This is a genomic window from Pseudonocardia oceanicola (assembly GCF_047200735.1).
Classification (GTDB): Bacteria; Actinomycetota; Actinomycetes; order Mycobacteriales; family Pseudonocardiaceae; genus Pseudonocardia.
On the sequence record NZ_JBJZON010000004.1, the window covers coordinates 242,079 to 267,070 of the forward strand.

A 24,992-nucleotide genomic window follows, 5' to 3' on the forward strand; every position below is an offset into this window, starting at 1 on the left:
CATCGATCACACTCGGCAGCCTGTCAGGACGCCCCGCGAGGACGGCGCGAGGTCGAGCTACGCCGCTCCGGCAGCCGCGTCATCCGGCGGTACGGGCATCGTCTCGACGAACGCGCTCAGGTCCAGCAGGGCGGCGCGCACGACGAGGGGCCTTGCCCTCCGGCAAGGTGCCCAGATCCTCACGACGGAGATCAAGGCGGATCCGGCGATACCCGGTCGGATGCCTCCAGTGTCCATGATCGCGAGCTGTGTCGATGTCCAGCTCGACCACGAGCTCGGGCTGCACACGTGTGTAGTGCAGCGGCGTCACGTTGCCGAACCGGGGCCTCAGGGTCTCCGGCCAGGGGTGCTCGTCGGCGGGGGCCGTAGGAGAGCGCTGAGAATCAGAGCATCGGGACGGTGCGCACGCGTCGTCCTGTCTCGTCCAGGACCACGCCGACCCGCTTCGTGCAGCGCAGGACCACGCAGCGGTCGACGATCTCGACCTCCTTGAGCTGCCTCTCGACGGCCGCCTCGAGCCTGCTCACGTCGGTGAGCTCGCGCAGCCACACCGCCATGATCAGGTTGCTCGGACCGGCGATCTGCAGCACCGTGCGGATCTCCGGCAGGCTGCCCAGCCGCGGGCTGATCGTGGTCGCCGCGGCGGCGGGCACGCGGAGGAAGAACCACGCGTAGATCGGCCACCCGCTGGCCTCGGCCTGCAGCTCGGTCCGCAGGACCAGCCGCCCGGATCGGAGCAGGTCTCGCACGAGGTCGCGGACCCGCCGCGGATTCATACCGGTGCTGGCGGCCAGCTCGGCGGTCGATGCCCGGCCGTCGGCGACCAGGCCGCTCAGCACGGCACGCTCGGCCGCGCTGAGCACGGCGGTCGCGGCACGGTCCACCGGCCCGCTGGCCACCTGCAGTCGGGCCTGCTCGGACTCGGTGAGCGCCGGGAGCCGCCAGCCCGATCCCTCGGTGATCACCCGGGTGCTGAGGTGTGTCCGGATCGACCGGACGTGCTCCAACGCGCCCAACCTGTGCAGCAGGTAGTCGGTCAGCCCGGCCAGATCTCGGGCCGTCACGGAGAGCATCAGGTCCCGGCCGCCCGACGTGATGTCGATGGTGGCGCACTCTCGGTCGTCGGCCAGTCGGTCGGCGATGTCCAACGACCGGCCCGCACTGTCGATCTCGACCAATGCCATCGGCCCCCGAGTGCTAGTGGGGGCGGGATACGCGGTGATCCAGGCGACGCCGTCGGCGCGGAGACGCTCCCAGCGCCGGGCCGCCGTGACCGGGTCGACCCCGAGGACCGCGCCCACCTGCGCCCATGAGGCGCGCGGGCTGAGCTGCAAGGCGTGGACGACCCGCCGGTCGAGGTCGTCGAGGAGGGGCGAATCCTGCACAGAGAGATCGTAGCGGTGCCAGATCCTGCAGAACCGGGATTCGCCCGTGGTGATCGTCGATTCTTGCCCGGTCTCAGTCGTCGGAGCCCCATGGAGCGTGTCGGGATGACCCGTCCCCCTGCCGCAGTGCCCGCGCCGGTCCCGGCGCGGATCACCTCGATCGTCGGCTTCCTGGTGGTCACGGAGCTGGCGTCGGGGATCACGCAGGGCTGGATCTCGCCCCTGCTGCCCAGCTTCATCGAGCGCTACGGCCTGACCTCGGCCGACGCGAACTGGATCACCGCCTCGGCGCTGTTGTCGACGGTGGTCTGTGTGCCGCTCCTGTCGAAGCTCGGTGACGTCTACGGCCACAAGCGCCTGCTCGTCGTGGCCGCCTCGCTGGTCGCACTCGGCTCGGTGATCGTGGCCCTCGCCCCGTCGTTCCCGTTGTTGCTCGTCGGTCGGGTCCTGCAGGGTGCGATCACGGCGTTCCTCCCGCTGGAGTTCGCGATCGTGCGCGAGCGGGCGGGGGAGCGGGCCGGCCGGGCGATCGGTTTGCTGGTCGGCGCGCTGACCATCGGTGGGAGCCTCGGCCTGCTGCTCGCGGGTGTCGCCCGCCAGTTCCTCGGCCTCACCGCGACGCTGTGGATCCCGGCGGTCATGATGATCGTCGTCGTGCTGCTGCTGGCCCGGCTCGTCCCGGAGACGACCGTCCGCAGGCCGGGCGGCATCGACTGGCCCGGCGCCGTGCTGCTCGCGGTCGGTCTGGTCCTCTTCCTCGGCGCCGTCGGCAACGGCAGCCGGTGGGGCTGGGGCGACGCTCGCACCCTGGTCGGGATCCTGGGCGGTCTGGCGCTGCTGGTGGTCTGGGGGCGGGTGGAGAACCGCACGACCCACCCGCTCGTCCCGCTCGACGTCCTGCGCCGCGGCGGGCAGGGCCTGCCCCTGCTGGTTGCGTTCGTGTTCGGTGCGCACCTGTTCGGCAGCTCGGCCCCCACGGCGGTCTTCCTCGGCACCGACCCGGCGGCCACCGGCTTCGGGCTCGGGCTCACCGGTGCCGCGCTCGGCGGGGCCCTGCTGGTCCTCGGCGCCTTCATGTTCCTGGCCACGACGATTGCCGCCCGGCTCGCCGAGCGTGTCGGAGAGACCGCGGTGTTGGTCACTGGCACGCTGATCTCGGCCGTCTCGTACCTGCTGACCGCCCTGCTGCACGTCGACGCCGCACTCGTCCTGCTCTGGCAGGCGGGCCTCGGCTTCGGCGGCGGCCTGGTCGCGGCGACGCTGCCGACGATCGTCGTGGAGCGGGCGCCGCGCGACTCGGTCGGCATCCTCTCCGGGCTCTACAACACCGCCCGCACGGCAGCCGGTGCAGTGGCGGGTGCCGTCTTCGCCGCCGTCATGTCCGCCCTGGTGATGACCGGGTCGAACGGCAAGGCGGTGGCGGCGGAGTCCGCGTACGTCGCGGTCTGGTGCATCTGCGCCGGGCTCGCGATCGTGGTCGCGGCGCTCGCGATCGGCGTGCGGCGGGGCGCCCGCGCCGCCGGTGCCGTCCAGGCCGAGGTCACGGCTGAGGTCCCCGCGTGACCGCCGCCGTCCGCCCCCACGAGCTGCGGTCCGTGCTGGACCTCTTCGCGATCGGGATCGGGCCGTCGTCGTCGCACACCGTGGGGCCGATGCGCGCCGCCACCACCTTCGCCCGGACGCTCGGCCCGGACGTCACGCGCCTGCACGTCGAGCTGCTGGGGTCCCTCGGCTCCACCGGGATCGGCCACGGCACGCCCGACGCCGTCGTCGCCGGGCTGCGCGGGCTCGATCCGGCCACCTGCGATCCGGCCGAGGTACACGGTGCCTGGGCGGCGCTCGGCCCGGGCCGCCCGCTGCGGCTGGCCTCCGGGCACACGGTGTCGGTGCGCACCGAGGACGTGCGGCTCGTCCCGGGCGAGCGGCTGCCCGGACACCCCAACGCCCTGCGGATGCGCGCGTGGCGTGCGGCCGCGGTGACCGAGCGCGTCTTCTACTCGGTCGGCGGGGGGGCCGTCGTCGAGGAGGGGATCGCGGGGGAGGACCGCACGGTCGCGCTCCCGCACCCGTACACCACGGCGGCCGGGCTGCTCGACCACTGCGCCGCGGAGCGCTGCGACATCGCGGAGATCGTGCGGCGCAACGAGACCGCTCGACACGGAGCCGAGCTCGACCGCGGCCTGACCGAGCGGTGGGCGGCGATGCGCGCCTGTCTCACCGCAGGGCTCGCCGCGCACGGGACGCTGCCGGGCGGGCTGGGCACCCGACGTCGGGCCGGGGCACTCGCCGACGCCCTGCGCGCCGAGGCCGTTCCGCTCGACTCGCCGGAGTGGCTGCCTGCCTACGCGATGGCCGTCAACGAGGAGAACGCGGCGGGCCACCGGGTGGTCACCGCGCCCACCAACGGGGCGGCCGGGATCGTTCCCGCCGTGCTGCACTATCAGCTGACCGCGACTCGGACCCGGGAGGCCGAGGCGGTCCCGCGGTTCCTGCTCACCGCCGCGGCGATCGGCGGGGTGGTGGCGCACAACGCGTCGATCTCCGGTGCCGACGTGGGCTGCCAGGGCGAGGTGGGCTCGGCCGCCGCGATGGCCGCGGCTGGGTACTGCGCCGTCCTCGGCGGCGCCCCCGCCGTGGTCGCGAATGCCGCCGAGATCGCCTTGGAACATCACCTCGGCCTGACCTGCGATCCCGTCGCGGGGCTCGTGCAGATCCCGTGCATCGAACGCAACGCGATCGCCGCCGGGACCGCGGTGAACGCCGCCCGGCTGGCCCTGCGCGGCACCGGCACCCACCGGGTCCCCCTCGACGTCGTCGTCGAGACCCTGCGGCTGACCGGCCGCGACATGTCCCACCGCTACAAGGAGACCTCCGACGGGGGTCTCGCCGTGACCGTCCCCTACTGCTGAGGAGATCCCGATGACCACCGCCCCCACCCGCGCCGCGCTCGCCGCGGAGCTGCGCGAGCGCGTCGTGCGCTCCGTCGACGAGCAGGCCGACCGCTTCATCGCGCTGAGCCACGCCATCCACGCGAACCCCGAGCTCGGATACGCCGAGCACACGGCCGCGGCCCTCGTCGGGCAGGCGATGACCGACGCCGGATTCGCGACCCAGGTCGGCGCGTACGCCATTCCGACCGCGGTCGAGGCGGTCACCGGCGACGGCGAGCTGACCGTCGCCGTGTGCAGCGAGTACGACGCCCTGCCCGACGTCGGGCACGCCTGCGGGCACAACCTGATCGCCGCGATGGGGGTCGGCGCCGCCGTGGCGCTGAGTGAGGTCACCGACGAGCTGGGCCTGCGGGTCAAGCTGCTCGGCACCCCGGCCGAGGAGCACGGCGGCGGCAAGGTCGATCTGCTGCTCGCCGGCGCCTGGGAGGATGTGACGTTCTCCCTGATGGCCCACGGCGGCACCGGCGCCGACGCGCCGGCGGACGCGATGCGCACCACCGCCGTGGAGCGCCTCGCGGTGATCTACACCGGTCGGGCCGCACACGCCGCGGGCGCTCCGACCAAAGGAATCAACGCCGGGGCGGCCGCGACCGTCGCGCTGACCGCGCTGGGCCTGCTTCGGCAGCAGCTGGGTCCGAACGTGAACGTCAACGCCTACGTGTCGCACGGCGGCGAGGCCACCAACATCATCCCGGATCGGACCGTCGTGTCCCTGGAGATCCGGGCCTACGACCTCGACGAGTGGCGTGACCTGCGCCGCCGGGTGCTGGCGTGCTTCGAGGCGGGTGCGGTCGCCACCGGCTGCACCTGGGAGCACCGCCGCACCGAGCACCCCTACGCCCCGCTCGCGCCGCACCGCGGCCTCGCCGAGACCTGGAACCGGGTGTTCGCGGGGCTCGGTCGGGAGCTCGAGCCCACGCGGATCCTCGGTGGCGGCTCCACCGACATGGGCAACGTCTCGCAGGTGTTGCCCGCGATTCACCCGCTCGTCTCGGTCGGGCCGGTGGAGGCCATCGTGCACAACGCCGAGTTCACCGCCGTCGCCGCCTCGCCCGCGGCCGACGCAGCGCTGCTCGACGGGGCGAAAGCCCTGGCCCTGACCGTCGTCGAGGTCGCGCTCGACGAGGCGCTGCGCACCGAGCTGCTCGCGGCGCAGCAGGCCCGGCCCGCGGGTGCCACCCGGTCCACCCTGGAGGCCTGAGGTGACCGCCGTCGAGGACTTCCTCGCGCCGACCGCCCGCGCGTTTTACACATTTAGGGTTGAAACGCTGTCTTTCACATGCGGTAATGGCATCAAGGTTTGAGAAAAGGGAGTGTTGTTCAAAGCCCCATGTTTCCGTGAAGAAGAGCAGTGCTCGTGTCGCTTTGACCGTGTCGATGTAGGTGTGGAATGGCCGACGGAAATCGGTGTGCAGGATCCGCCAGGCTTCGACGGCTGCGCCAAGGCGTTCGAGGGGGGCGCGTAGCACCGAGTGTTCGGCGTCGCATTGTTTGTCGCGTCTGCTGAGTTCGCCGCGGGGTGGCCGTTTCCGCGGGGTGGCCACAGCGTCGCATCCTTGGTAGCCCTTGTCGCCGATTCCTCCGCCGGAGGCCCGCACGATGTCGACGATCGGGGTTTCGTTGAAAGCGCGTGCGTCGTGCGTGCGGCCGGGTAGCGGATCGGAGATGGACACCGGCCGGCCGTCGAGCAGGCCGACCACCTGGATGTTGAAGCCGGTGGTGGCGTACTTGCGGCTCCACAGCTCGGGAGGGTCGGCGTAGGGCCAGCATCGGGCGAGCGTGCCGTCCACCAGGGGCACCCTGCCCTGGACCAGCTCGATGGCCGCGGCCGGATCGGGCACGAACTCGTCGAGCACCTCGGCCACGACCGGTACCAGCTCGGCGACGATGCGCGACACGGTCGACCGCGAGACACCGCGCAGATCACCCAGGAACTCCTGGGAGCAGTTCTGCCGCACATACATGCAGGCCAGTTCCACGGCGCGACAAAGACCACGTGTTTCGGCCTGCCCGTGTGCCGATTCCACGGCTTCGGAACAGCAGAAGCAGCGCGCTTTAGCGCGCGAATGTTGAGGCCGCTTGAGAGGCGCGGCGCCTCAAACCCCCGGCGGCCGACCGCGCGGCCACCCGGTCACTCGCGTGGGGGGTCAGACCTCCGGGACGGCGTCGAGGGCGGCGTCCGCGTCCAGGTCCAGTTCCCGCCGCAGGATCTGGGCGGGGACGGAGACGCCGGTGCGCGGGCGCCGCGTCGGCGTGCGCAGGGCGATCGTGACTTCGTGCGCGAGGTCGTAGCCGTAGTCGCTGTGCGGATCCTGATCGCCCGACATCGTCGTCTCCTTGCTGCCGCCGGGATCGTGCTGACGCTCCGTCACGGGCCGTGCCCGTTGGGTGCACGGAAATCATCGCTCGGTCGGTCGGCCCCGGCAAGGAAAGTCCACCGACCGGAGTCGACTCTCCACGGTCGAGGGACGGGCGGTGGCGTGTCCGGGGTCGGCTGCGTCGTGGGGACGACCCGCGACGGCCGGCACCCGTTCGCCGGCTCGCCGGCGGCCGCCCCGTCGGGCTGTCGGGCGGGCCGGACGCACCCTAAGGTGTTCTTGTAGAGCGTTCGTTCAGCTCGGGCACGCAGAGGGCCGGGCAGAGGGGCGGGCAGAGGGAGGAAACGTGTCGGACGAGGTCCTCGTCGAGCGCCGGGGCGCGGTGCAGGTCATCACGATCAACCGGCCGGAGCAGAAGAACGCGCTGAACCTCGGTGTGGCGCAGGGGATCGCGGCGGCCGTCGACGAGCTCGACGCGTCGGACGAACTGTGGGTCGGCGTCCTCACCGGCGCCGGTGGCGCCTTCTCCGCGGGCATGGACCTCAAGGCGTTCCTGCGTGGGGAGAGCCCGGCGATCGAGGGCCGCGGGCTGTGCGGGATCACCCAGACCCCGCCGCGCAAGCCGCTGATCGGTGCCGTCGAGGGGTGGGCGCTGGCCGGCGGGTTCGAGCTCCTGCTGGCGTGCGACCTCGTCGTCGCCGCCCGGACCGCGCGGTTCGGGGTTCCGGAGGTCAAGCGGTCGCTGATCGCCGCGGGCGGGGCCGCGCTGCACCTGCCGCGGCGGCTGCCGCCGGCGATCGCGCTGGAGCTGCTGCTGACCGGTGACCCGATCTCCGCGGAGCGGGCCGCCGAGGTGGGCCTGGTCAACCGGGTGACGGACGAGGGCGGCGCGCTCGACGGCGCGGTGGCGCTCGGCGAGACGATCGCCGCGAACGGGCCGCTCGCCGTGGCCGCGACCAAGGAGGTCGCCCGGCAGACCGTGGACTGGACGCTCGCCGACATGTGGGCGAAGCAGGAGCCGATCATCCGCCCGGTGTTCTCCTCGGAGGACGCGAAGGAGGGCGCCACGGCGTTCGCCGAGAAGCGCGCGCCGGTGTGGAAGGGCCGCTGAGCCGGCGCCGACCAGGGCGTGAGCGAACGGCGCTCTCGTTCACGTGTGGTGAGCGAGGGCCCCGATCGTGTCTCCGGGGCGGCGTGGCGCGGGCCACCCGAACGGTTTCGCCGGGTGTTCGACGGGAACACATCCCGGTCGCACACCCGTCGAGAGGAGACTCCCCGTGACCGGCTTCTTCGGGCCCGGATCCGGCTTCCCGCACATGGGCCCCGGCGATCCACGTGGCCCCGTGCACCGGATCGACCTGACGCGCCTCATGAGCCAGGGCGCGAAGGAGATCATGGCCGCCGCGGCCCAGGAGGCGATCGACCGGGGCGACATCGACCTGGACGCCACGCACATGTTGCTCGCGACCACCCGGTTCGAGCCCACCCGCAAGTGGCTCAGCCGGGCCGGCGCGGATCCGGACACCGTCTCCCGCGCCCTCGAGGAGGGGCTGCCGCGCGGCGAGCAGACCAACCGGGCCCCCGCCCTCACGCCCGCCGCGAAGCGCGCGCTGCTCGACGGGCACCAGATCTCCCGCTCGCTCGGCTCCACCTACATCGGGCCCGAGCACCTGCTGCTCGCGCTGGCCGCGAACGAGGAGTCCGCGGCGGGGCGGTTGCTCGCCGAGGCCCGGTTCGCCGCTCCGGCCGGGTCCCGTCCCGGACCCGCCCCCGAGACCCCGGCGAACTCCGCCACCCCGACGGTCGACCAGTACGGCCAGGACCTCACCCAGGCGGCCCGCAACGGTCGGCTCGACCCGGTGATCGGCCGGGCCGACGAGATCGAGCAGACCATCGAGGTCCTCTCGCGGCGGACCAAGAACAACCCCGTGCTGATCGGCGAGGCCGGGGTGGGCAAGACCGCCGTGGTCGAGGGCATCGCGCAGCGGATCGCCGACGGGGACGTGCCGGACACCCTGCAGGGCCGCCGCGTCGTGCAGCTCGACCTGTCCGGGATCGTCGCGGGCACGCGCTACCGCGGTGACTTCGAGGAGCGCATGCGCTCGGTGATCGAGGAGATCCGGGCGAACACCAAGGAGCTCATCGTCTTCATCGACGAACTGCACACGATGGTCGGCGCCGGGGCCGGCGGCGGCGAGGGCGGCGGGTCGATGGACGCCGGCAACCTGCTCAAGCCCGCGCTCGCCCGTGGCGAGCTGCACGTCATCGGCGCGACCACGCTCGACGAGTACCGCCGCCACATCGAGTCCGACGCCGCCCTGGCGCGCCGTTTCCAGGCCGTCTACGTGCCGGAGCCGTCGGTGGAGGACGCCTACGCCATCCTGTGCGGGCTGCGCGACCGCTACGAGGCGCACCACCAGGTCCGCTACACGGAGGACGCGCTGAAGGCGGCCGCCGAGCTCGCCGACCGCTACATCACCGACCGCTTCCTGCCGGACAAGGCGATCGACCTGGTCGACCAGGCCGGCGCCCGCGTCCGGCTGCGCACCCGCACCCCGAGCGTCGACCGCCGCGACCTGGAACAGCAGCTCGAGCAGCTGACCCGGGACAAGGACCAGTGCGTGGCCGACGAGCAGTTCGAGCGGGCCGGGGAGCTGCGGGACCGGATCGCCGAGGTTCGCGCCGAGCTCGCGGCCCGCACCGGCGGCAGCCGGGGCGTGCCCGAGGTCGGCGTCGAGGAGATCGCCGAGGTCATCTCCCGCTCGACCGGGATCCCGATCGCGCAGCTGACCGAGTCCGAGCGCGAGCGGCTGCTGCGCCTGGAGGACGAGCTGCACCAGCGCGTCGTAGGGCAGGACGAGGCCGTGGAGGCGGTGGCCGAGGCGATCCGCCGCTCGCGGACCGGGCTGGGCGACCCCGACCGGCCGGTCGGCAGCTTCCTGTTCCTCGGCCCGACCGGCGTCGGGAAGACCGAGCTGGCCAAGGCCCTCGCCGTGGCGCTGTTCGGCGAGGAGGACCGGATGGTCCGCCTCGACATGAGCGAGTACGGCGAGCGGCACACGGTCGCGCGCATGGTCGGCGCGCCCCCCGGTTACGTCGGTTACGGCGAGTCGGGCGAGCTCACCGAGGCGGTGCGCCGCCGCCCGTACTCGGTGCTGCTGCTCGACGAGATCGAGAAGGCGCACCCGGACGTGTTCAACACGCTGCTGCAGGTCCTCGACGACGGCCGGTTGACGGACGGGCAGGGCCGCACGGTCGACTTCCGCAACACGGTGATCATCATGACCTCGAACGTCGGCTCGGAGCTGATCACCAGCCGCGGGGCGACCCTGGGTTTCGGCTCCACCGCCGAGCGCTCGTCCGACTCGCCGGAGGACGCGGTGCTGCGGGAGCGGCTGATGCCGCGGCTGCGCGAGGTGTTCCGGCCGGAGTTCCTCAACCGCATCGACGAGACCATCGTCTTCCGCCGGCTCGAGCCCGGGCAGCTCGAGGAGATCACCGGTCACCTGCTGCGGGAGGTCGAGGATCGGCTCTCCGAGCAGCACATCGCCCTCGACGTCGAGCCCGACGCCGTGCGGTGGCTCTCGGAGCACGGCTACCAGCCCGAGTTCGGTGCCCGGCCGCTGCGCCGCACCATCCGCCGGGAACTGGAGAACCGGCTGGCCGGGCTGCTCCTCGCCGAGCAGATCGCCGAGGGTGCCCGGGTGCACGTGGGCGTCAAGGACGACCGGCTCGACCTCCGGGTGGAGCGCGACCCGCAGCCGGTGGGCTGAGCTCCCGGACGACGGTGCCTCCGCCGTGGTGGGGGCGCCGTCGTCAGGCCGGAGGGGTACGGCGGGCGTAGCGCGCGACGAGCGGCGGGGCCGCGACCGCCAGTACCGCCGCGGCCACGAGGGCGACCCGGAAGAGCGCGGGGAAGTCGCGCGCGTCGGCAGCGGGCCCGGCCACCGCGGTCCCGGCTGCGCTGCCGAGGAACAGGGTCGCGGCGAACAGCGCGATCGTCGTCGCACGCTCCTGCGGGACCACCGAGGTCGCCCAGTTCTGCAGGGTCGAGTGCAGGAAGGCCCAGGCGCCGCCGAGCAGCAGGCCGCCCGCGACCGCCGTCGGTAGGGTGACGGTGATCGCGGGGACACCCCACCCCGCGACCAGCAGGACGCCGCCCACGGTGGCGAGCGCCGCCGTCGACATCCGGCCGACGAGCGGCCGGACCGACCGGGAGAACAGCACCACACCCACGCCGTACCCGGCGGCGGCGATCCCGGAGACCGTCGGGGAGAAGCCGAGGGACTCGATCGCGGGCGCGACGTAGGTCAGCACGCCGATCACCACCGCGCCCTCGGCGAACACCAGGACCAGCACGACGAGGGCCCACCGCTCGCGCAGCACCGTCCCCAGCGCCTGCAGCGGGCGGGAGGGCACCTTGCGCGGCGGCTCGGGCAGCCGGCGCAGCACGACGCCGAGCACGAGCGCGAGGAGGGCGGTGACCGCCAGGACCACCCGCCACCCCGCGCGGTCGCCGAGGGCGCCCGCGCCGGCCGTCGCGACGGCGACGCCGAACGACGTCGCCGCGGCCAGGTCCACGAGAGCCCGCTGCCGGACGGTCTGCGGCCAGGTGTCGCCGACGTAGACCAGGCCCGCCGGGTTCACCGCGCCGAAACAGCCCCCGGTGACCGTCCGCAGCAGGGCCAGGACCAGCACGGACGGGGCGAACGCCGACGCGACACCGGCGATCCCGGCGACCACGAGCGCGATCCGCATGACCCGGACCAGACCGATCCGGTCGCCGAGCATGCCCCACACCGGTTGGAGCAGGCCGTAGGCGAGGAAGTAGGCCGACGCGGCCGCCGCGGACTCGGCCAGCGACGCCCCCAGCTCGGTGCCGATCGCCAGCAGCAGCGGCGAGATGGCGAAGCGGTCGAGGCTGCTGGTGGCCACCGCGGCCTGCAGCAGGCGCAGCGCACCGCGGCCGCCGGGTGGCTCCACCGTGGCCCCCGCCGATGTCCCGCTGCTCATCCCAGCCAGGAGTACGCGGTCTGCCGGGAGATCCCGAGGGCCTTGGCCATGGGGCTGATCTCCAGGCCGCGCTCGCGTCCCGCGACGAGGAGCCGACGTTGCTCGGCGCGCAGTTCCTCCATCCGCGCGGCCACGTCACTCATCTCGGCGAGCAGCTGCCGGGCCTCGTCGCCGGCGCCCGCGCGCGAGCGGCCGGCACCGGGGCGGGGGAAGGCGCGGACCTCCTCGGCGGCCCAGCGACGGGGACCGTCGCCCGGGAGCGGGGCGGGCGCCTGGCCGCGGGAGACGTAGCTCGCCCAGGTTCCGGGCCGCACGCCCCACGCCTCCGCGCACTGCGCGGCCGTCCAGCTCTCCACGCTCCGATCCTAGGAGAGTGCGCGACGGCCCCGGCCGGCGCGAGCAGGAGGACGGGGTCGGCGCGCGGTCTCCTCGGTCCCGCGGAGCGGATCAGTGCCCGTGCCCGTGGTCGCTGCGGTGCTCGTCGTGGTCGTGGCCCGGCGTGCGGGTGGCGAGGGCGGCGGCCCGCTCGCCGAGGGCCTCGGCCAGGGCGGGGTCGGTCCGGACCAGGACGTCCTCCAACGCGGCCAGCCAGTGCGCGTAGTAGCTCCACTCGCCGGCCGGGGCCGCCTCCCAGGCGGCGATCCGCGCGATCAACGCCTGCTGGAAGTCCGGCCAGGCGAAGGCGTCGGCCTCGTACAGGGCGACCGCCATACCGAACGCCCGCGACTCCCAGGGCGCGGTGAACAGCAGCTCCCCGTTGCTGCGCGGGGGAGCCGCCGGACCGTCGACGGCCAGCGGGGCGCTCACGGTGCGGTCACCGTCGCGACGCCGACCATCGCGTCCCGGGTGACCAGTGCGGCGAGCTCCTCCTCGGTGAGGTCCTCGGTGCCGGCGGGGCGCTCGGGCAGGACCAGCCAACGCACCTCGGCGCTGGAGTCGTGCACCTCGATCGCGACGTCCGCCGGCAGCTCCAGACCCATCTCGGCGAGCACCGCCCGCGGCTCGCGCACGACCCGTGCGCGGTAGGCCGGGTCCTTGTACCAGGAGGGCGGCAGCCCGAGGATCGGCCACGGGTAGCAGGAACACAGCGTGCAGACCACCACGTGGTGCCGGTCGGGGGTGTTCTCGACGACGACGATGTGCTCGCCGTTCGCCCCGCCGCCCCAGGCGACCTCCTTGATCGCCGGCGTGGCGTCGGCGAGCAGCCGGGCCTTGTACTCCGGGTCCACCCACGCCCGTGCGACGACCGTGGCCCCGCCCCGCGGGCCCACCTCGGACTCGTACTTCGCCACGAAGGCGTCGATCACGTCGGTGCGCACGAGGCCCCGCTCGGTGAGCAGCTGCTCGAGGGCCTCGGCCCGCAGGGCCGGGGGGAGGGGGTCGGTCACGCGCGCTCCAGGTAGGTCTCGAACAGCTCGACGGTGACGGCGACGGCCTCGTCGGAGCCCTCGTCCCAGAGTTGCCGGGCGGTGAACCGGACCGTGTAGACGTGCTGGGGGTTCTCGCCGGCGAACACCGCATGGGTGTCCGGGAGGACGTGCGCGGGCCGAACCCCCGCGACGGTCCCGACGTGCCCCCGCACGTAACCGGGGAGCCGGGCACCCTCCCGCGCGCGCACGGCGTCGCCGGGCGCGAAGGCCGGTGCCGCCTCGATCGTGCGCAACGAGCCCGGGGCGGTCGGGGCGTAGTCGGGTCTGGCCGGCGCGACCGGGTCCGGCGGTTCGTCGACGGCCTCGCCGGCCAGCCGGCGGGCGCGCGCGTCGACCGCGCCGGGGGCGAGGATCGCCGAGGCCACGAGCATCGCCTCGGCGGCGTGCAGCCACCGGCCGTAGTAGCCGGACCCGTGGTACTCGGCGGGGGAGAGCCCGTCCAGGGTCTCCCGGAAGGCCTCCAGGTTGCGGCCGGCGATCCGGCCCATGGTGAAGGCCGTCAGGGCGAAGGCGCGGCCCTCCCAACGCTCGCCGAAGACCGGCTCGCCCGGCTCGGGTGCCGGGACGCGGCCGTGACCGGGAGTGCCGCCCAGATCGGACACGCGGGCCATCGCGACCTCCACGATAGGTGACGAGCGATCACCTTAGTGGACGTCACCATCGGCCGCGGTGGTTGGGCAGCCGGGCGGCCGCGACCGCCGCCACGGTGAGCAGGCCGGCCAGCACGACGAAGCAGACCGCGGCGGCGAGGCCCGGATCGTCCGCGGCGGTGACGGCCGCGGTCGTCACCGAGACCGCCGCGATCCCGCCGATCTGTCGGAACATGATCCGCAGGCCGGACACGGCGGTGACGTCGTCGCGCACGAGGTGCATCCCGGCGTTGTTCGCGGCCGGCCCCGCGAGTCCCATGCCGAGCCCGGTGACGGTCGCGGCGACGCTCAGCCACACCGCCGGGGGGAACCCGGCGGGCGGCAGCGCCGCCAGGACCAGGCCGATCACGATCCCGCCCAGCCCGGCGAGCAGCAACGGCCGGTGTCCGGCGCGGCGCAGCAGGGCGACCGACACCCCGGACGACGCGATCGTGCCGACCGCGCGGGCGGTGAGCAGGACCCCGGCGGCCAGCGGGAGCAGTGCGTAGCGGACCTGTGCGTAGAGCGGCAGGAGCGCGGAGAAGCCGATGATCGCCGCCCCGAACAGCACGTTCGTCGTGTTCATGATCCCGAGGCCGCCGCCGGCGAGCAGCCGGGCCGGGACGACGGCATCGGCGTGCCGGCGCGCGTGCCGGAGGAAGGACCAGCCCAGCGTCGCGGCCACGACCGCGGCCGCGGCCACGCCGACCGGGCCCGCGACCCCGTCGCCGATCGAGCCGATCCGGGTGATCGCGACCATCGCGGCGAGCAGCGTGCCGGTCAGCAGCGCGATGCCGGCGAGGTCCACGCGTTCCGGCCGACTGCGCGGCGGGTCCCGGACCAGGAGTGTCCCGGCCACGACGAGCAGGGCGCCGATCGGCAGGTTGACCAGGAAGATCCCGTGCCAGGACCACACCGTGAGGATCACGCCCCCGACCAGCGGGCCGAGGATCGCGCCGATCGGGAACACGCTGGTGAACAGCGCCAGCGCCCGGTCGCGGTCCCGGCCGAAGGCGTGCGCGACGATGCCGTTGGCCGCGGGCAGCATGAGCCCGCCCGCCAGACCCTGCACGAACCGGCACGCGATCAGCTGACCGATCCCCGTGGTCGCCGCGCAGGCGCAGGAGACGACCGCGAAGGTGGCGACGGCCCACAGGAACACCCGCCGCCTGCCGAACTGCTCGCCGAGCCGCCCGCCCAGGGGGAGCGCGAGGATCTGGCCGACCGCGTAGATCGTGACCGTCCAGCTCGTCCACGCCAGGCTGGCGCCCAGGTCCCGCTGGAGCGTGGTCAGGGCGGTCGCCACCGAGGTCTGGTCCAGCGAGAACATCAGCAGGGCGGTGCCGACGACCGCGAAGACCCACCACCTCCGGGGCTCGGGGGCGAGGTCCTGCGGGTCCGCCGCCGGCGGCGCCTCCTCGGGCGCCCTGCCGCGGACGGTCTCGGACACGAGGGCGCCACCTGCTTTCCCGGTCGGTTACCGGGAACAGTAGTTTGCTTGACACAAGCAAAGCAAGCGTGGTCAGCCCTGGTCGGTCGCCGCCGCGGTCTCCTGGTGCACCGCGAACGGGGCGCCGAAGGGGTCGGCGAGCACGGCCATCCGCCCGAACGGAGTGTCCTGGACGGGCATCATGACCGTGCCACCCCGCTCGGACGCGGCGGCGACGGCGGCATCGGCCGACTCGACCCCGAAGTAGACGAGCCAGTGGCTCGGGGTGCCCTCCGGTGCGCCCATCGTGCCGCCCATCCCGCCGAGCGGGTTCTCGTCGAGCCCGAACGTGCCGTACTCCTCCAGTGCCATGCCGGGGACCTCGGCGTACGAGTAGCCGAACAGGCCCGCGTAGAACTCGCGCCCGCGCGCCACGTCCGTGAGCCGGGCGTCCTCCCAGACCAGCGACCCGGGCTGGTTGAACACCTCGATCCCGACCTGCCCCGCCGCCTGCCACAGCCCGAACACCCCGCCGGTCGCGTCGGTGCACACGGCCATGCGGCCGGTGTCCGGGATGTCCATCGGTCCGGCGAGCACCGACCCGCCGCCGTCCGTGACGAGCTTGGCGGTGGCGTCGACGTCGTCCGTGGCCAGGTAGAGCGTCCAGAAGCTCGGCTGGCCCTCCTGCATGACCGACCCGATGCCCGCGGCGGCCCGGCCCTCGGTCTGACAGATGGTGAAGTGCCCGTACTCCTCCCCGGTGTCGGCGAACGACCAGCCGACGACGGCGCCGTAGAAGTCGAGCGCCTTCGGCAGGTCGGGCACGGCGATGTCGGTCCAGCAGGGCGAGCCGTTCGGCCAGGTGGTGTCGGTGAAGGGCATGGCGATCTCCTCCGGGGCAGCGGATGCCGGTGCGCAGCGGAGCGTCCCACCGGGCACCGACGATTCCGGGGAACCGTGCGCCGAGCGGTCGTCCCGCGCCCCCTGAGCTCCGTTTCCCGGCACCGGCCGTTACAGCGTCCGCACGGCTCCCAGGTCTTGCCCCGGAACGCGTCATCCCGGCATCCGGGGTGCCCGGATAAGGGGCGTCGGGCGGCGCCGGCGTGCTGCCCGCGGGTTGCGCCAACGGCGGCCGCACCGGCGGCCGCACGAGCGGGCCCGGCACCAGATCTCCACGTGGGTGCAGCAGGGTGTCGGCCATCCGTCGCAACGACCGGTCCGTTCGTCACGTGTCGTCCACGAACTCGGCGCGGACCCCGAGCAGCCGCACGGCGCGGTCCCGGCGGAACCGGCCGGCGACCTCGAGGGCGGCGGCAGCGAGGACCCCGGGGTCGCGCGTCGGGGTGGGCAGGGTGACGCTGCGGGTTCGGGTCAGGAACGGGGCGAAGCGCACCTTCACCCCGACCCGGGCGACGTCGCGGTCCTCGGCGGCGACGTCCTCGGCCACCCGCGCGGCCAGGGCGGACACCTCGGCGAGCACCGCCGCCCAGTCCTCGAGGTTCTCCGGGAACGTGGTCTCCCGGCTGCGCGAGCGCGGGACGTAGGGCGAAGCCTCCATCTCGGTGCGGCCCATGCCGCGGCCGAGCGAGACGTAGTACGGGCCCATGCGGGGGCCGAGCCGGTCGCCGACGGCGCTGGGCGAGGCCTCGGCGAGCTGGCTCACGGTGTGGATGCCCAGTTCGGCGAGCTTGCGGGCGGTCTTCACGCCGATCCCGTGCAGGGTCTCGGTCGGCCGCTCGCCCAGGGTCGCGAACCAGGTGTGCGCGGTGATCCGGTGGACGCCGCCGGGCTTGGCGAAGCCCGTCGCCATCTTGGCGCGCAACGTGTTGTCGCCGATCCCGACCGCGCAGGACAAACCGGTCCGCGCCCGCACCTCGGCCTGGACGGCCCGGGCCAGGGCCTCGGGGTCCTCCCCGTCCCACTGCAGGAACGCCTCGTCCCAGCCGATCACCTCGACGACCACCGGGAACTCCCGCAGCACCGCCATGACCTCGGCCGACGCCACCTCGTAGGCGGGGTTGTCCGCGGGGAGGAAGACGGCGTCGGGGCACTTCCGCGCGGCCAGCCGCATCGGCATCCCGGAGTGCACGCCGAACTCGCGCGCCTCGTACGAAGCGGTCGCCACCACGGTGCGCGCGGCCGGGTCGCCGTTGCCGCCGACGACCACGGGCCGGCCGGCCAGTTCGGGGTGCCGCCGCTGCTCGACGGCGGCCAGGAACTGGTCCAGGTCGATGTGCAGCACCCAGCGGGTCACCCCGCGAGTGTGCCCGTCGTGGGCGGGCGGTCACGGGGGGACGGGCGCGGTGCCGGGCCCGGGGTCGGGCGCGCCGCCGCCGCGCCGGCCGCGAGGGGGCGGGAGGCCGTCGCGGCGGCCAGGGCGGCCGCCACCCACCGCAGGGTCGGTCGGTCGACGCAGGTCGCGAGGAGCTCGGCCTGCTCGATCTCGTCCGGAGAGCAGGCGGAGGCGGCCTCGTGGGCCCGGCGGAGCGCGTCGAGGTCGGACAGTGGTTCCCCGGGGAGCGGGCGGGTCGGCCGGGGCACCCCGAGCACCGCGGTGAGCAGCCGGAACGCCCCGAACCCGACGACCAGGAGACCGCTGGGGAGCGCGTCGGCGGCAGCGGGGACCTCGGCGCGCGCCCAGCGCGCGACCGCCAGGACTCCGCCGTCGGCCAGGGCCCACGCCTCCAGGGCGGGGGCGTGCGGGTCCCGTGTCCAGGCCGTCGCCACGCGTTGGGTGGCGAGCCACGCGCGGACCCGGGGGCGGGCGCCGGGAAGGACCTCGAAGACGGTCGGCGCGAGTGGGGAACGGCGGAACAGACCGACCCATACGCCCGATTGCCCCATCGCACCTCCCCCGAGTGGTTCGAGCATAGGTGCGGCGTCGACGGTCCTGCAGTGCTGTGCACCGATCCGGGCACGCACGGTCGTCATACCGGCGACCAGTCGCTACCCACCGTGATCGGGAACGAGAAACGACACGATCGTGGGACACCGCGGCCGGCCGGTAACGGGGCAGGATGGCCACCACGATTCCGCAGACGACGGGTGATCCACGGCGACGGACGGTCGGAGGACGAGATGAACGGCGAGCAGGAGCACGGCACCCCCGACGGCACCGGGGACGCCGAGGGCGTGCGGCCGTCGGTCCCGCGCCACGCTCCGTCGCCCTCCGACCTCGGGAGGGTCCGGCGCCTGATCCCGCACCCGCGGGTCTCCCCGGAGGCCGGGCAGCGCGAGCCGATGGAGCCCCGGGGGCCGGTCCGTGACCCCGAACGCGCCCGCGTCCTGCTGCGCTACGCGCGGCTGATGAGCACCGGCCGTCCCGTCTTCTGCAAGCCGAGCCGTGCGGAGCTCGCCGGCACGGCCCCGCGCCGGCAGGGGATCGGGGCGGACGGCAAGGTCATCTACCCGGACCGGGAGTCCGCCGAGGCCGCCGCGCGCGAGCTGGAGGAGCTGGGCGCGCGGGCGCAGCGGGCCTACGTCTGCAAGCGCTCCCGGCACGGGCACTACCACCTCACGACCGACCTGGTGCGCGAGCGGCAGCGGCCCACGGGCGCCGTCGCGGTCCCGGAGCAGGCCACCGAGAGCCCGCTCGACCCGCGGGCTGCGGCCGCACTCGCCGCGATCCCGCGACAGCAGGACCGCCGCTCCGCCTGATCTCCCCGGCCCGGCCCCGACCGGGCCGTCCCCGGAAGCCGGGACGCGTTCACGCTTCACCTTTCGATCAGGTGCGCCCTCGGCTACCGTCGCGTGTGTCGGCGATCACTGTGATCGGCACCACTGTCGATCTCGTCGCCGCCGCCCGTCCACCACCGGGGAGGAACGTCCGTGAACCCGTACCGCCTGCAGGAGCGTCTCGACTCCGTGCCCGACTCGCTCGATGCCGGTCAGCGGGCGCGCCTCGCCGCGCACCGCAGCGCCGTCGAGGAGTGCCGCGAGCGGATCAGCGAGCTCCGCGGGGAACTGCGCCGGGCGTTGTCCGGCATCGACGGGCCCCGCCCGACTCTGGAGATCATGACCGAACTGGACTCGCTCGAGCGCGTCCAGCAGCGCCTGGACTCGCGGCTGTCCGATCTCTGCGACGAGCTCACCGGGCAGGCGCCGGCCGTGCGGTACGGCGACGACGCCCCGCTCGCGTGAGGGCGTGACGGCAAGCATAGATACAAGCTTGCATCCGAGCTGCTAAGGTCCGGGGCGTGTCCCCGGATCGCGGCACCGCCCCGGCGTCCTCCCCGTCCGGCCCCGACGGCCGCGCGCCTGCGGCCGACCGGGCCTACGCCCTGACCAAGGAGCTGGTGCTCACCGGGGAACTGCCCGGTGGGCACCTGTTCAGCGAGGGCGACATCGCGGCGCGGCTCGGTGTGAGCCGTACGCCCGTGCGCGAGGCGTTCCTGCGGTTGCAGGCCGAGGACCTGCTGACGCTGATCCCGAAGCGCGGCGCCGTCGTCGTGCCCGTGCCGCCGGGGGAGGCGGACGACGTGCTCGACGCCCGCGAGGCCGTCGAGACCGCCGCCGTCCGCAGGTTGCTGCGTCGCCCCGACCAGGTGCCCGCGGCGGTCGCCGAGCTCCGCGCGGCGCTCGACGTCCAGCGCGGGCACGCCGAGCGGGGCGACCTGCCCGCCTTCGCCGAAGCGGACGAGGTCTTCCACCGCACCCTCGTCGCGGCCGGCCGCAACGCCCTGACCATGCGGTTCTACACCACGCTCGCCGACCGCCAGCGGCGGATGAGCGTGCACGCGCTCGGCCCGGTGCCCGAGCAGCTGCCGGTGGTGCTGGGCCAGCACGAGGCGTTGATCGGGATCGTCGAGACACGGGACGAGGCGGCGTTCGCCCCCGCGCTGCGCGCGCACCTGGACGGGACACACCGACGGTGAGTCGGTCGCTGAGGGAGCAGAACCTCTGGCGCGCTGCCGCGGGCGCGGTCTTCGTGTGCGGCTGGGGTGGCAACCAGTTCACCCCGCTGCTGGTCATGTACCGCGAGTCCGGGCTCTCGATCCTGACCGTCGACGCGCTGCTGGGCGCGTACGTGGTGGGTCTCGTGCCCGGTCTGCTGACCGTGGGGGCGCTGTCGGAGCGGTACGGCCGCAAGCCGGTCATGCTCGCCGGTACGGCAGCGTCGCTGCTCGCGAGCGTGTTCCTGGCGTTCGGGAGTGTCGGCTGGATCGCGGCGGGCCGGTTCGTGACGGGTGTCGGCGTCGCCGTGGCGATGGCCGTCGGGTCGACGTGGGTCACCGAGCTGTCCGTGCGCGGCGGCGCGGAGCGCGCCACCGGTACCCGGCGAGGCGCGCTGTGGCTGACCCTCGGGTTCGGACTCGGCGCCGGCGTGGCGGGCGCGCTCGCGCAGCTGGCGCCCTCCCCGGGGGAACTGCCGTACGTCGTGCACGCGGTGCTGGCCGCGGCGGCGCTCGTCGGGATCGTCCGGTTGCCCGAGACCCGCGTGGAGCCGTCGGCCCGCACCACCGGGCGGTTCGCCGGGGTCCGGCACCCGCGGTTCCGCCGCGTGATCACACCGATGGCGCCGTGGATCTTCGGCTCGGCCGGCGTCGCGTACGCGATCATGCCGCAGCTGGTGGGGGACCGGCTGGGGACGTGGGGGCTGGCCTACTCGACGTTGCTCACCGTGTGCACGCTCGGCGCCGGCGCGCTGGTACAGCCGCTGGCCAAGCGTCTCGACCGGACGACGAGCGCGCGGGGTGTCGTCATCTCCATGGTCGTGATGTCCGCCGGGCTGGCGGTGAGCGCGGTCGCGGCCGTGGTCCGCTCGCCCGTCGTCGCGCTGGCCGCGGCCGTGACCCTCGGGGCCGCGTACGGCATCGCCATGGTGTCGGGGCTGCTGGAGCTGCAGCGCCTGGCCCGGCCGGGGGAGCTGGCCGCGCTCACCGGGGTCTACTACGCGCTGGCCTACGTGGGGTTCCTGCTGCCGTCGATCCTGGCGGTGCTCAGCGGGGTGGCGAGCTACCCGGTACTGCTGGGCTGCCTGGTGCTGGTCGCGCTGGGCGGGACCGCGACGATCCTTCGGCACTCGCGCCGCCACCTCCCCGTCGCCGCGTAGCCCCCGACTCGGGGGGCCTGGGCGCGACTCGCGGGAGCACACGGCGCGACTCGCGGGAGCTCAGGGCGCGACTCGCGGGTGGGTCAGGAGGGGAGCAGCTTCTCGGAGTGGGAGTCGGGGCGGTCGTCGTAGCGGTCGCCGCGACCACCTGCGCCCGGCTCGCCGCGCAGCCGCTTGGCCTGCGCGAGCCCGGCGGGGCCGGTGCGCGCCAGGGCGTGCAGGGCCAGGTCACGGTGCACCGGGTCGTCCGTGCGGGCGAGGAACCGGCCGATCTCCCGCGCGGCGTCGGCGGGGGTGCGGGCGGCGACCCAGGCGTCGAGCTCGGCCTGGGCGACCGCACTGCGCACCTCGGCCATGCGCACGCACACGTACTCGAGGTCCTCGTCGGCCAGCTCGCCGGGCAGCGGCGCGTGCAGACCCTGGTCGATCAGGGTCTCGTGCACCGCCCACAGCCCCATCGGGGTGAGCGAGACGATCGTGGGGTCGGGGTCGTCCCGGCCCGCGAGCTCGACCAGCCCGTCGAGCTCCTCGGCGTCGAGCAGCTCGCCGAGCTCGACGGCGCCCAGCAGCTCCAGCGCGTCGAGCAGGGCGGTGACGTCCCGCCGCCAGAGCCGCCCCTCGGCGTCGCCGGCGAGGTCGTCGACCACGCAGCCGCACTCCTCGTTGACGGCCTCGCGCACCAGCCGGTGGAACAGCTCGACCGGGACCGGCCCGCCGCCGGCGGCGTAGAGCTCGAGCCAGAGGATCGGGAAGGCGTCGGCCAGCGACATGCCGAACAACGACGGCGCCCCGAACACGTCCGTGCCGCCGAGGTGGTCGCCGATCCGCCCGACGGCCGAGAACACCCGCCGCCACAGCTCGATCGGCCGGTGCAGGTCCTTCGCCGCGCTCTTCACCGGGACCAGCCGGCCCTGCAGCGGGCGGACCAGGCGCGCGGCCTTGGCCCAGTGCAGCAGCATCGAGGTCTCGGGCAGGTCCGTGCTGCTGCGGGCGCTGTCGCGGTAGAGCTGGTCGAGGCCGAGCAGGTCGGCGAGGGACAGCGCGTCGGCCAGGCCGAGCTTGCCGTCGCGGGTGAGCCGGCGGCCCGCCCGCACCCACACCGTGAGCTTGCGGAGCAGGTCGAGCGCGCTGCTCTCCTGCGCGGCGGTGACCATCTCGGCCGCGCTGGGCAGCAGCACCGGGGGCAGCTCCGGCGCGGGCGCCGGGTCGCGCGAGGTCTCCTCCTCGCGCCGGGTGATCTCGGCGAGGGCGGCCCGGTCGATGTGCACCTCGCCGGAGCGGGCGCGGTCGAGGAAGCGCTGCACCGCACGGGGATCGGCGGGATCGACGCCGTGCCGGCGCAGCTGGACGCCCCAGAACTTGCCGAGGTCGTAGTTGCGCTCGTCGGCGATGCCGTCGAGCAGCGCCGGCGTGGAGTCACGCACCTGCGCGTGCAGCTCCGCACGGGAGGCCGAGCGGTGGTCGAGCCCGTCCGCGTCGGCCAGGAAGTCGATCAGTGCGTGGAAGGCCTCGGGGACCTCCTCGGCGTCGAGCACGGTGACGTGGCGCGGGAACCACATGCCGAGGGCGTCGGCGACGTGCGCGCGGGTCCAGCGGCCGAGCCTGCGGTCCAGCGCGTACTTGTAGTCGAGCGCGGCGGCGACCAGGAAGACGTCCGCCGAGACCCGGGTCCGGCGGGCCCACGTCAGGAAGGCCTCCAGCAACCGGTCCCGAGCTCCGGCGTAGCCCTGGTCGTCACCGGGGGCGAAGACGAGACGCATCGCGGTCCACCTTGGCAGGCCCCCGAGGGCGCTCCGGGTCCGGGGTGGGCGCCCCGGCGGACGCGGCGGATGCGATCCTGTCCGGCCGTCGGATGTGTGCGGTCGTGACGGACGCGGCGCTGTCCCGCCGCCGCACTGCCGGCGACCTCGGGTCCACCTACCATGGCCCGACCGGACTCGACGCAGCGGACCGGCGCGCGCACCGGCGAATCGATGCGGGCGCCACGGCCCGGGTGCCGCGACCGGCCGGACGGCGCCGCCGCGCGCCCGCTCGACGGCCGGGCGCCGCGGCGCAGACCTGAACGACGAGGAGAGTTGTGGCGACACCCACAGAGACACCGGCGGAGACGGCTCACGAGCCGGGGCGACCGGCTCCGGGCCGTGAGACACGGTCGGTCGCGCCCGCCGTCTTCTACCCGGCGGCCGCCGTCATCGCCCTGTTCGTCGTGGCCACCATCGTGTTCCCGGACCCGATGAGCAGCGGGATCTCCGCCGTGCAGAGCACCATCATCGGCGGCTTCGGGTGGTACTACACCCTGCTGGTCACCGGGTTCGTGGTGTTCGCCCTGTGGCTGGGCTTCAGCCATTTCGGGGACATCAAGCTCGGGCCGGACGAGGAGAAGCCCGAGTTCGGTCTCGGTTCGTGGTTCGCGATGCTGTTCGCGGCGGGTATGGGCATCGGCCTGGTCTTCTGGGGCGTCGCGGAACCGCTGAACCACTTCGCCTCGCCCAAACCAGGCGTCGTCGGGACCCCGCAGGAGCTCGCCCAGCAGTCCCTCGTGCAGACCTTCCTGCACTGGGGCCTGCACCCGTGGGCGATCTACGTCGTGGTCGGCCTCGCCGTGGCCTACTCCATCCACCGCAAGAACCGCTCGGTGTCCATCCGCTGGGCGCTCGAGCCGCTCTTCGGGAGCCGGGTGAAGGGCTGGGTCGGGGACGTCGTCGACGTCATCGCGATCGTCGGCACCCTGTTCGGTGTCGCGACGTCGCTGGGCCTGGGTGTGCTGCAGATCGCCTCCGGCCTGGACTTCCTCGGCATCGTCAGCGACCCGGGGAACCTGACCCTCGTCGTGCTGATCGGCGGGATCACCACGCTCGCGATCTTCTCCGTCGTCACCGGCGTGAAGAAGGGCATCAAGTGGCTGTCGAACACGAACATGGGGCTGGCCGTCGCGCTGCTGCTGTTCGTGGTCATCACCGGGCCGACGCTCTTCCTGCTGCGCGACTTCGTCCAGTCGATCGGCCTCTACTTCCAGAACCTGTTCGCGCTGAGCTTCGACACCACGGCGCTGCAGGGCGCGGAGGGCCAGGCCTGGCAGGCCAGCTGGGCCACCTTCTACTGGGGCTGGTGGATCTCCTGGGCGCCGTTCGTCGGCGTCTTCATCGCGCGGATCTCCCGTGGCCGGTCGGTGCGGGAGTTCGTGGTCGGCGTGCTCGCCGTGCCCTCCCTGGTGACGTTCCTGTGGTTCACCGCCATGGGCGGCACGGCCCTGCAGCGGGAGCTGAACGGATCGGGCGGGCTCGTCGGGCCGGACGGCTCGGTCGACACCGACGGCGCGCTGTTCGGCCTGCTCGAGGGCTTGCCCGCCGGGTCCGTGGTGGCGTTCGGCGCGGTCATCCTGATCGTGTTGTTCTTCGTGACCTCTTCCGACTCCGGCTCGCTGGTCGTCGACATGCTCGCGTCGGGCGGCGAGACCGACCCTCCCGTCTGGAGCCGCGTGTTCTGGGCGGCCGCCGAGGGCCTCGTCGCGATCGGACTGCTGTTGGCGAGCACCGAGGGCAACGCCCTGTCCGCACTGCAGACGGCGGCGATCGTCATCGCCTTCCCGTTCAGCCTCGTGATGCTGCTGATGTGCGTCGGGCTCTACCGGGAGTTCCGTCTGGAACGGAGGACCTTCCTGCGCATCCAGCGTCGGCAACGCCGTGCGGAGCTGACCGAGCACGTCTCGAAGCACCTGGCCGAGAGCGGGCTGGTGCACGGCGCCGAGCGCGACGACCGGAGCTGACCCCGGTCGGCAGGTCGAG

22 protein-coding genes and 1 pseudogene are annotated in these 24,992 nt (G+C 73.9%); 10 read left to right on the top strand and 13 right to left on the bottom strand.

Going from position 1 to position 24,992, the window contains the following annotated elements; genetic code table 11:
• Positions 1-383: 383 nt before the first annotated feature.
• Positions 384-1,385 carry an Lrp/AsnC family transcriptional regulator gene (locus tag ACL02T_RS09270; protein ID WP_412830205.1) on the bottom strand — a complete coding sequence of 334 codons (1,002 nt, stop codon included), beginning with the start codon at positions 1,383-1,385 and terminating at the stop codon, positions 384-386.
• A gap of 105 nt (positions 1,386-1,490) precedes the next feature.
• Between ACL02T_RS09270 and ACL02T_RS09275 the strand changes: the two genes are divergently transcribed.
• From ACL02T_RS09275 to ACL02T_RS09285, 3 genes are read left to right on the top strand one after another with little or no spacing between them, the layout of a single operon-like run.
• The gene (locus ACL02T_RS09275; protein WP_412830206.1) at positions 1,491-2,948 is read left to right on the top strand and encodes an MFS transporter; all 1,458 of its coding nucleotides are present in this window, start codon (positions 1,491-1,493) and stop codon (positions 2,946-2,948) included.
• Positions 2,945-4,294 carry an L-serine ammonia-lyase gene (locus ACL02T_RS09280; protein WP_412830207.1) on the top strand — a complete coding sequence of 450 codons (1,350 nt, stop codon included), beginning with the start codon at positions 2,945-2,947 and terminating at the stop codon, positions 4,292-4,294. The genes ACL02T_RS09275 and ACL02T_RS09280 overlap by 4 nt, the downstream gene beginning before the upstream one ends.
• A 10-nt stretch (positions 4,295-4,304) precedes the next feature.
• Positions 4,305-5,537, top strand: a complete 1,233-nt coding sequence (locus tag ACL02T_RS09285) for an amidohydrolase (protein ID WP_412830208.1) — start codon at positions 4,305-4,307, stop codon at positions 5,535-5,537.
• Between the two features lie 172 nt (positions 5,538-5,709).
• Here the strand turns inward: ACL02T_RS09285 and ACL02T_RS09290 are convergent.
• Both ACL02T_RS09290 and ACL02T_RS09295 read right to left on the bottom strand, forming a co-directional pair.
• Positions 5,710-6,300, bottom strand: a pseudogene (locus ACL02T_RS09290) (transposase); the annotation flags it as partial.
• A 183-nt stretch (positions 6,301-6,483) separates the two neighbouring features.
• On the bottom strand, positions 6,484-6,663 hold the full coding sequence (locus tag ACL02T_RS09295; protein ID WP_412830209.1) for a hypothetical protein: 180 nt from the start codon (positions 6,661-6,663) through the stop codon (positions 6,484-6,486).
• 337 nt (positions 6,664-7,000) lie between these two features.
• Between ACL02T_RS09295 and ACL02T_RS09300 the strand changes: the two genes are divergently transcribed.
• Positions 7,001-7,765 carry a crotonase/enoyl-CoA hydratase family protein gene (locus ACL02T_RS09300; RefSeq protein WP_412830210.1) on the top strand — a complete coding sequence of 255 codons (765 nt, stop codon included), beginning with the start codon at positions 7,001-7,003 and terminating at the stop codon, positions 7,763-7,765.
• Between the two features lie 166 nt (positions 7,766-7,931).
• Positions 7,932-10,427 (top strand): ATP-dependent Clp protease ATP-binding subunit, encoded by a 2,496-nt coding sequence (locus ACL02T_RS09305; RefSeq protein WP_412830211.1) that lies wholly within the window; start codon positions 7,932-7,934, stop codon positions 10,425-10,427.
• Between the two features lie 43 nt (positions 10,428-10,470).
• On the opposite strand, the gene ACL02T_RS09310 is transcribed toward ACL02T_RS09305, so the two are convergent.
• From ACL02T_RS09310 to ACL02T_RS09350, 9 genes are all read right to left on the bottom strand, one after another.
• Positions 10,471-11,667 carry an MFS transporter gene (locus tag ACL02T_RS09310; RefSeq protein WP_412830212.1) on the bottom strand — a complete coding sequence of 399 codons (1,197 nt, stop codon included), beginning with the start codon at positions 11,665-11,667 and terminating at the stop codon, positions 10,471-10,473.
• Positions 11,664-12,023, bottom strand: coding sequence for a hypothetical protein (locus ACL02T_RS09315; RefSeq protein WP_412830213.1), 360 nt, complete (start codon positions 12,021-12,023; stop codon positions 11,664-11,666). Before ACL02T_RS09315 ends, ACL02T_RS09310 begins: the two co-directional genes overlap by 4 nt.
• Positions 12,024-12,114: 91 nt before the next feature.
• Entirely contained in the window at positions 12,115-12,474 is a 360-nt protein-coding gene (locus ACL02T_RS09320) for a nitrile hydratase accessory protein (protein ID WP_412830214.1), read from the bottom strand.
• Positions 12,471-13,055 carry a nitrile hydratase subunit alpha gene (gene nthA, locus ACL02T_RS09325; RefSeq protein WP_412830215.1) on the bottom strand — a complete coding sequence of 195 codons (585 nt, stop codon included), beginning with the start codon at positions 13,053-13,055 and terminating at the stop codon, positions 12,471-12,473. Before nthA ends, ACL02T_RS09320 begins: the two co-directional genes overlap by 4 nt.
• Positions 13,052-13,708: an SH3-like domain-containing protein gene (locus ACL02T_RS09330; RefSeq protein ID WP_412830216.1), complete on the bottom strand. Its 657-nt coding sequence runs from the start codon at positions 13,706-13,708 to the stop codon at positions 13,052-13,054. The genes nthA and ACL02T_RS09330 overlap by 4 nt, the downstream gene beginning before the upstream one ends.
• A 43-nt stretch (positions 13,709-13,751) precedes the next feature.
• Positions 13,752-15,176 carry an MFS transporter gene (locus tag ACL02T_RS09335; RefSeq protein WP_412830217.1) on the bottom strand — a complete coding sequence of 475 codons (1,425 nt, stop codon included), beginning with the start codon at positions 15,174-15,176 and terminating at the stop codon, positions 13,752-13,754.
• Between the two features lie 72 nt (positions 15,177-15,248).
• The gene (locus tag ACL02T_RS09340) at positions 15,249-16,037 is read right to left on the bottom strand and encodes a VOC family protein (protein WP_412830218.1); all 789 of its coding nucleotides are present in this window, start codon (positions 16,035-16,037) and stop codon (positions 15,249-15,251) included.
• Between the two features lie 343 nt (positions 16,038-16,380).
• Complete coding sequence (locus ACL02T_RS09345; RefSeq protein ID WP_412830219.1) at positions 16,381-17,409, bottom strand: DNA polymerase IV; 1,029 nt, start codon at positions 17,407-17,409, stop codon at positions 16,381-16,383.
• Positions 17,406-17,999 carry a hypothetical protein gene (locus tag ACL02T_RS09350; RefSeq protein WP_412830220.1) on the bottom strand — a complete coding sequence of 198 codons (594 nt, stop codon included), beginning with the start codon at positions 17,997-17,999 and terminating at the stop codon, positions 17,406-17,408. The genes ACL02T_RS09345 and ACL02T_RS09350 overlap by 4 nt, the downstream gene beginning before the upstream one ends.
• 234 nt (positions 18,000-18,233) lie before the next feature.
• Between ACL02T_RS09350 and ACL02T_RS09355 the strand changes: the two genes are divergently transcribed.
• The 4 genes from ACL02T_RS09355 to ACL02T_RS09370 all read left to right on the top strand — a co-directional run bounded on the left by ACL02T_RS09355 (position 18,234) and on the right by ACL02T_RS09370 (position 21,207).
• A complete protein-coding gene (locus tag ACL02T_RS09355) occupies positions 18,234-18,812 on the top strand; it encodes a hypothetical protein (protein WP_412830221.1) in 579 nt (192 codons plus the stop codon).
• A 171-nt stretch (positions 18,813-18,983) separates the two neighbouring features.
• Positions 18,984-19,295 carry a hypothetical protein gene (locus ACL02T_RS09360; RefSeq protein ID WP_412830222.1) on the top strand — a complete coding sequence of 104 codons (312 nt, stop codon included), beginning with the start codon at positions 18,984-18,986 and terminating at the stop codon, positions 19,293-19,295.
• Between the two features lie 56 nt (positions 19,296-19,351).
• Positions 19,352-20,029 carry a GntR family transcriptional regulator gene (locus ACL02T_RS09365; RefSeq protein WP_412830223.1) on the top strand — a complete coding sequence of 226 codons (678 nt, stop codon included), beginning with the start codon at positions 19,352-19,354 and terminating at the stop codon, positions 20,027-20,029.
• Positions 20,026-21,207, top strand: a complete 1,182-nt coding sequence (locus ACL02T_RS09370) for an MFS transporter (RefSeq protein WP_412830224.1) — start codon at positions 20,026-20,028, stop codon at positions 21,205-21,207. Before ACL02T_RS09365 ends, ACL02T_RS09370 begins: the two co-directional genes overlap by 4 nt.
• An 83-nt stretch (positions 21,208-21,290) precedes the next feature.
• Here ACL02T_RS09370 and ACL02T_RS09375 read toward each other — a convergent pair whose 3' ends face one another.
• Complete coding sequence (locus ACL02T_RS09375) at positions 21,291-22,967, bottom strand: hypothetical protein (RefSeq protein ID WP_412830225.1); 1,677 nt, start codon at positions 22,965-22,967, stop codon at positions 21,291-21,293.
• Positions 22,968-23,284: 317 nt separating this feature from the next.
• On the opposite strand from ACL02T_RS09375, the gene ACL02T_RS09380 reads away from it, so the two are divergent.
• Complete coding sequence (locus ACL02T_RS09380; RefSeq protein ID WP_412830226.1) at positions 23,285-24,973, top strand: BCCT family transporter; 1,689 nt, start codon at positions 23,285-23,287, stop codon at positions 24,971-24,973.
• Positions 24,974-24,992: the final 19 nt, after the last annotated feature.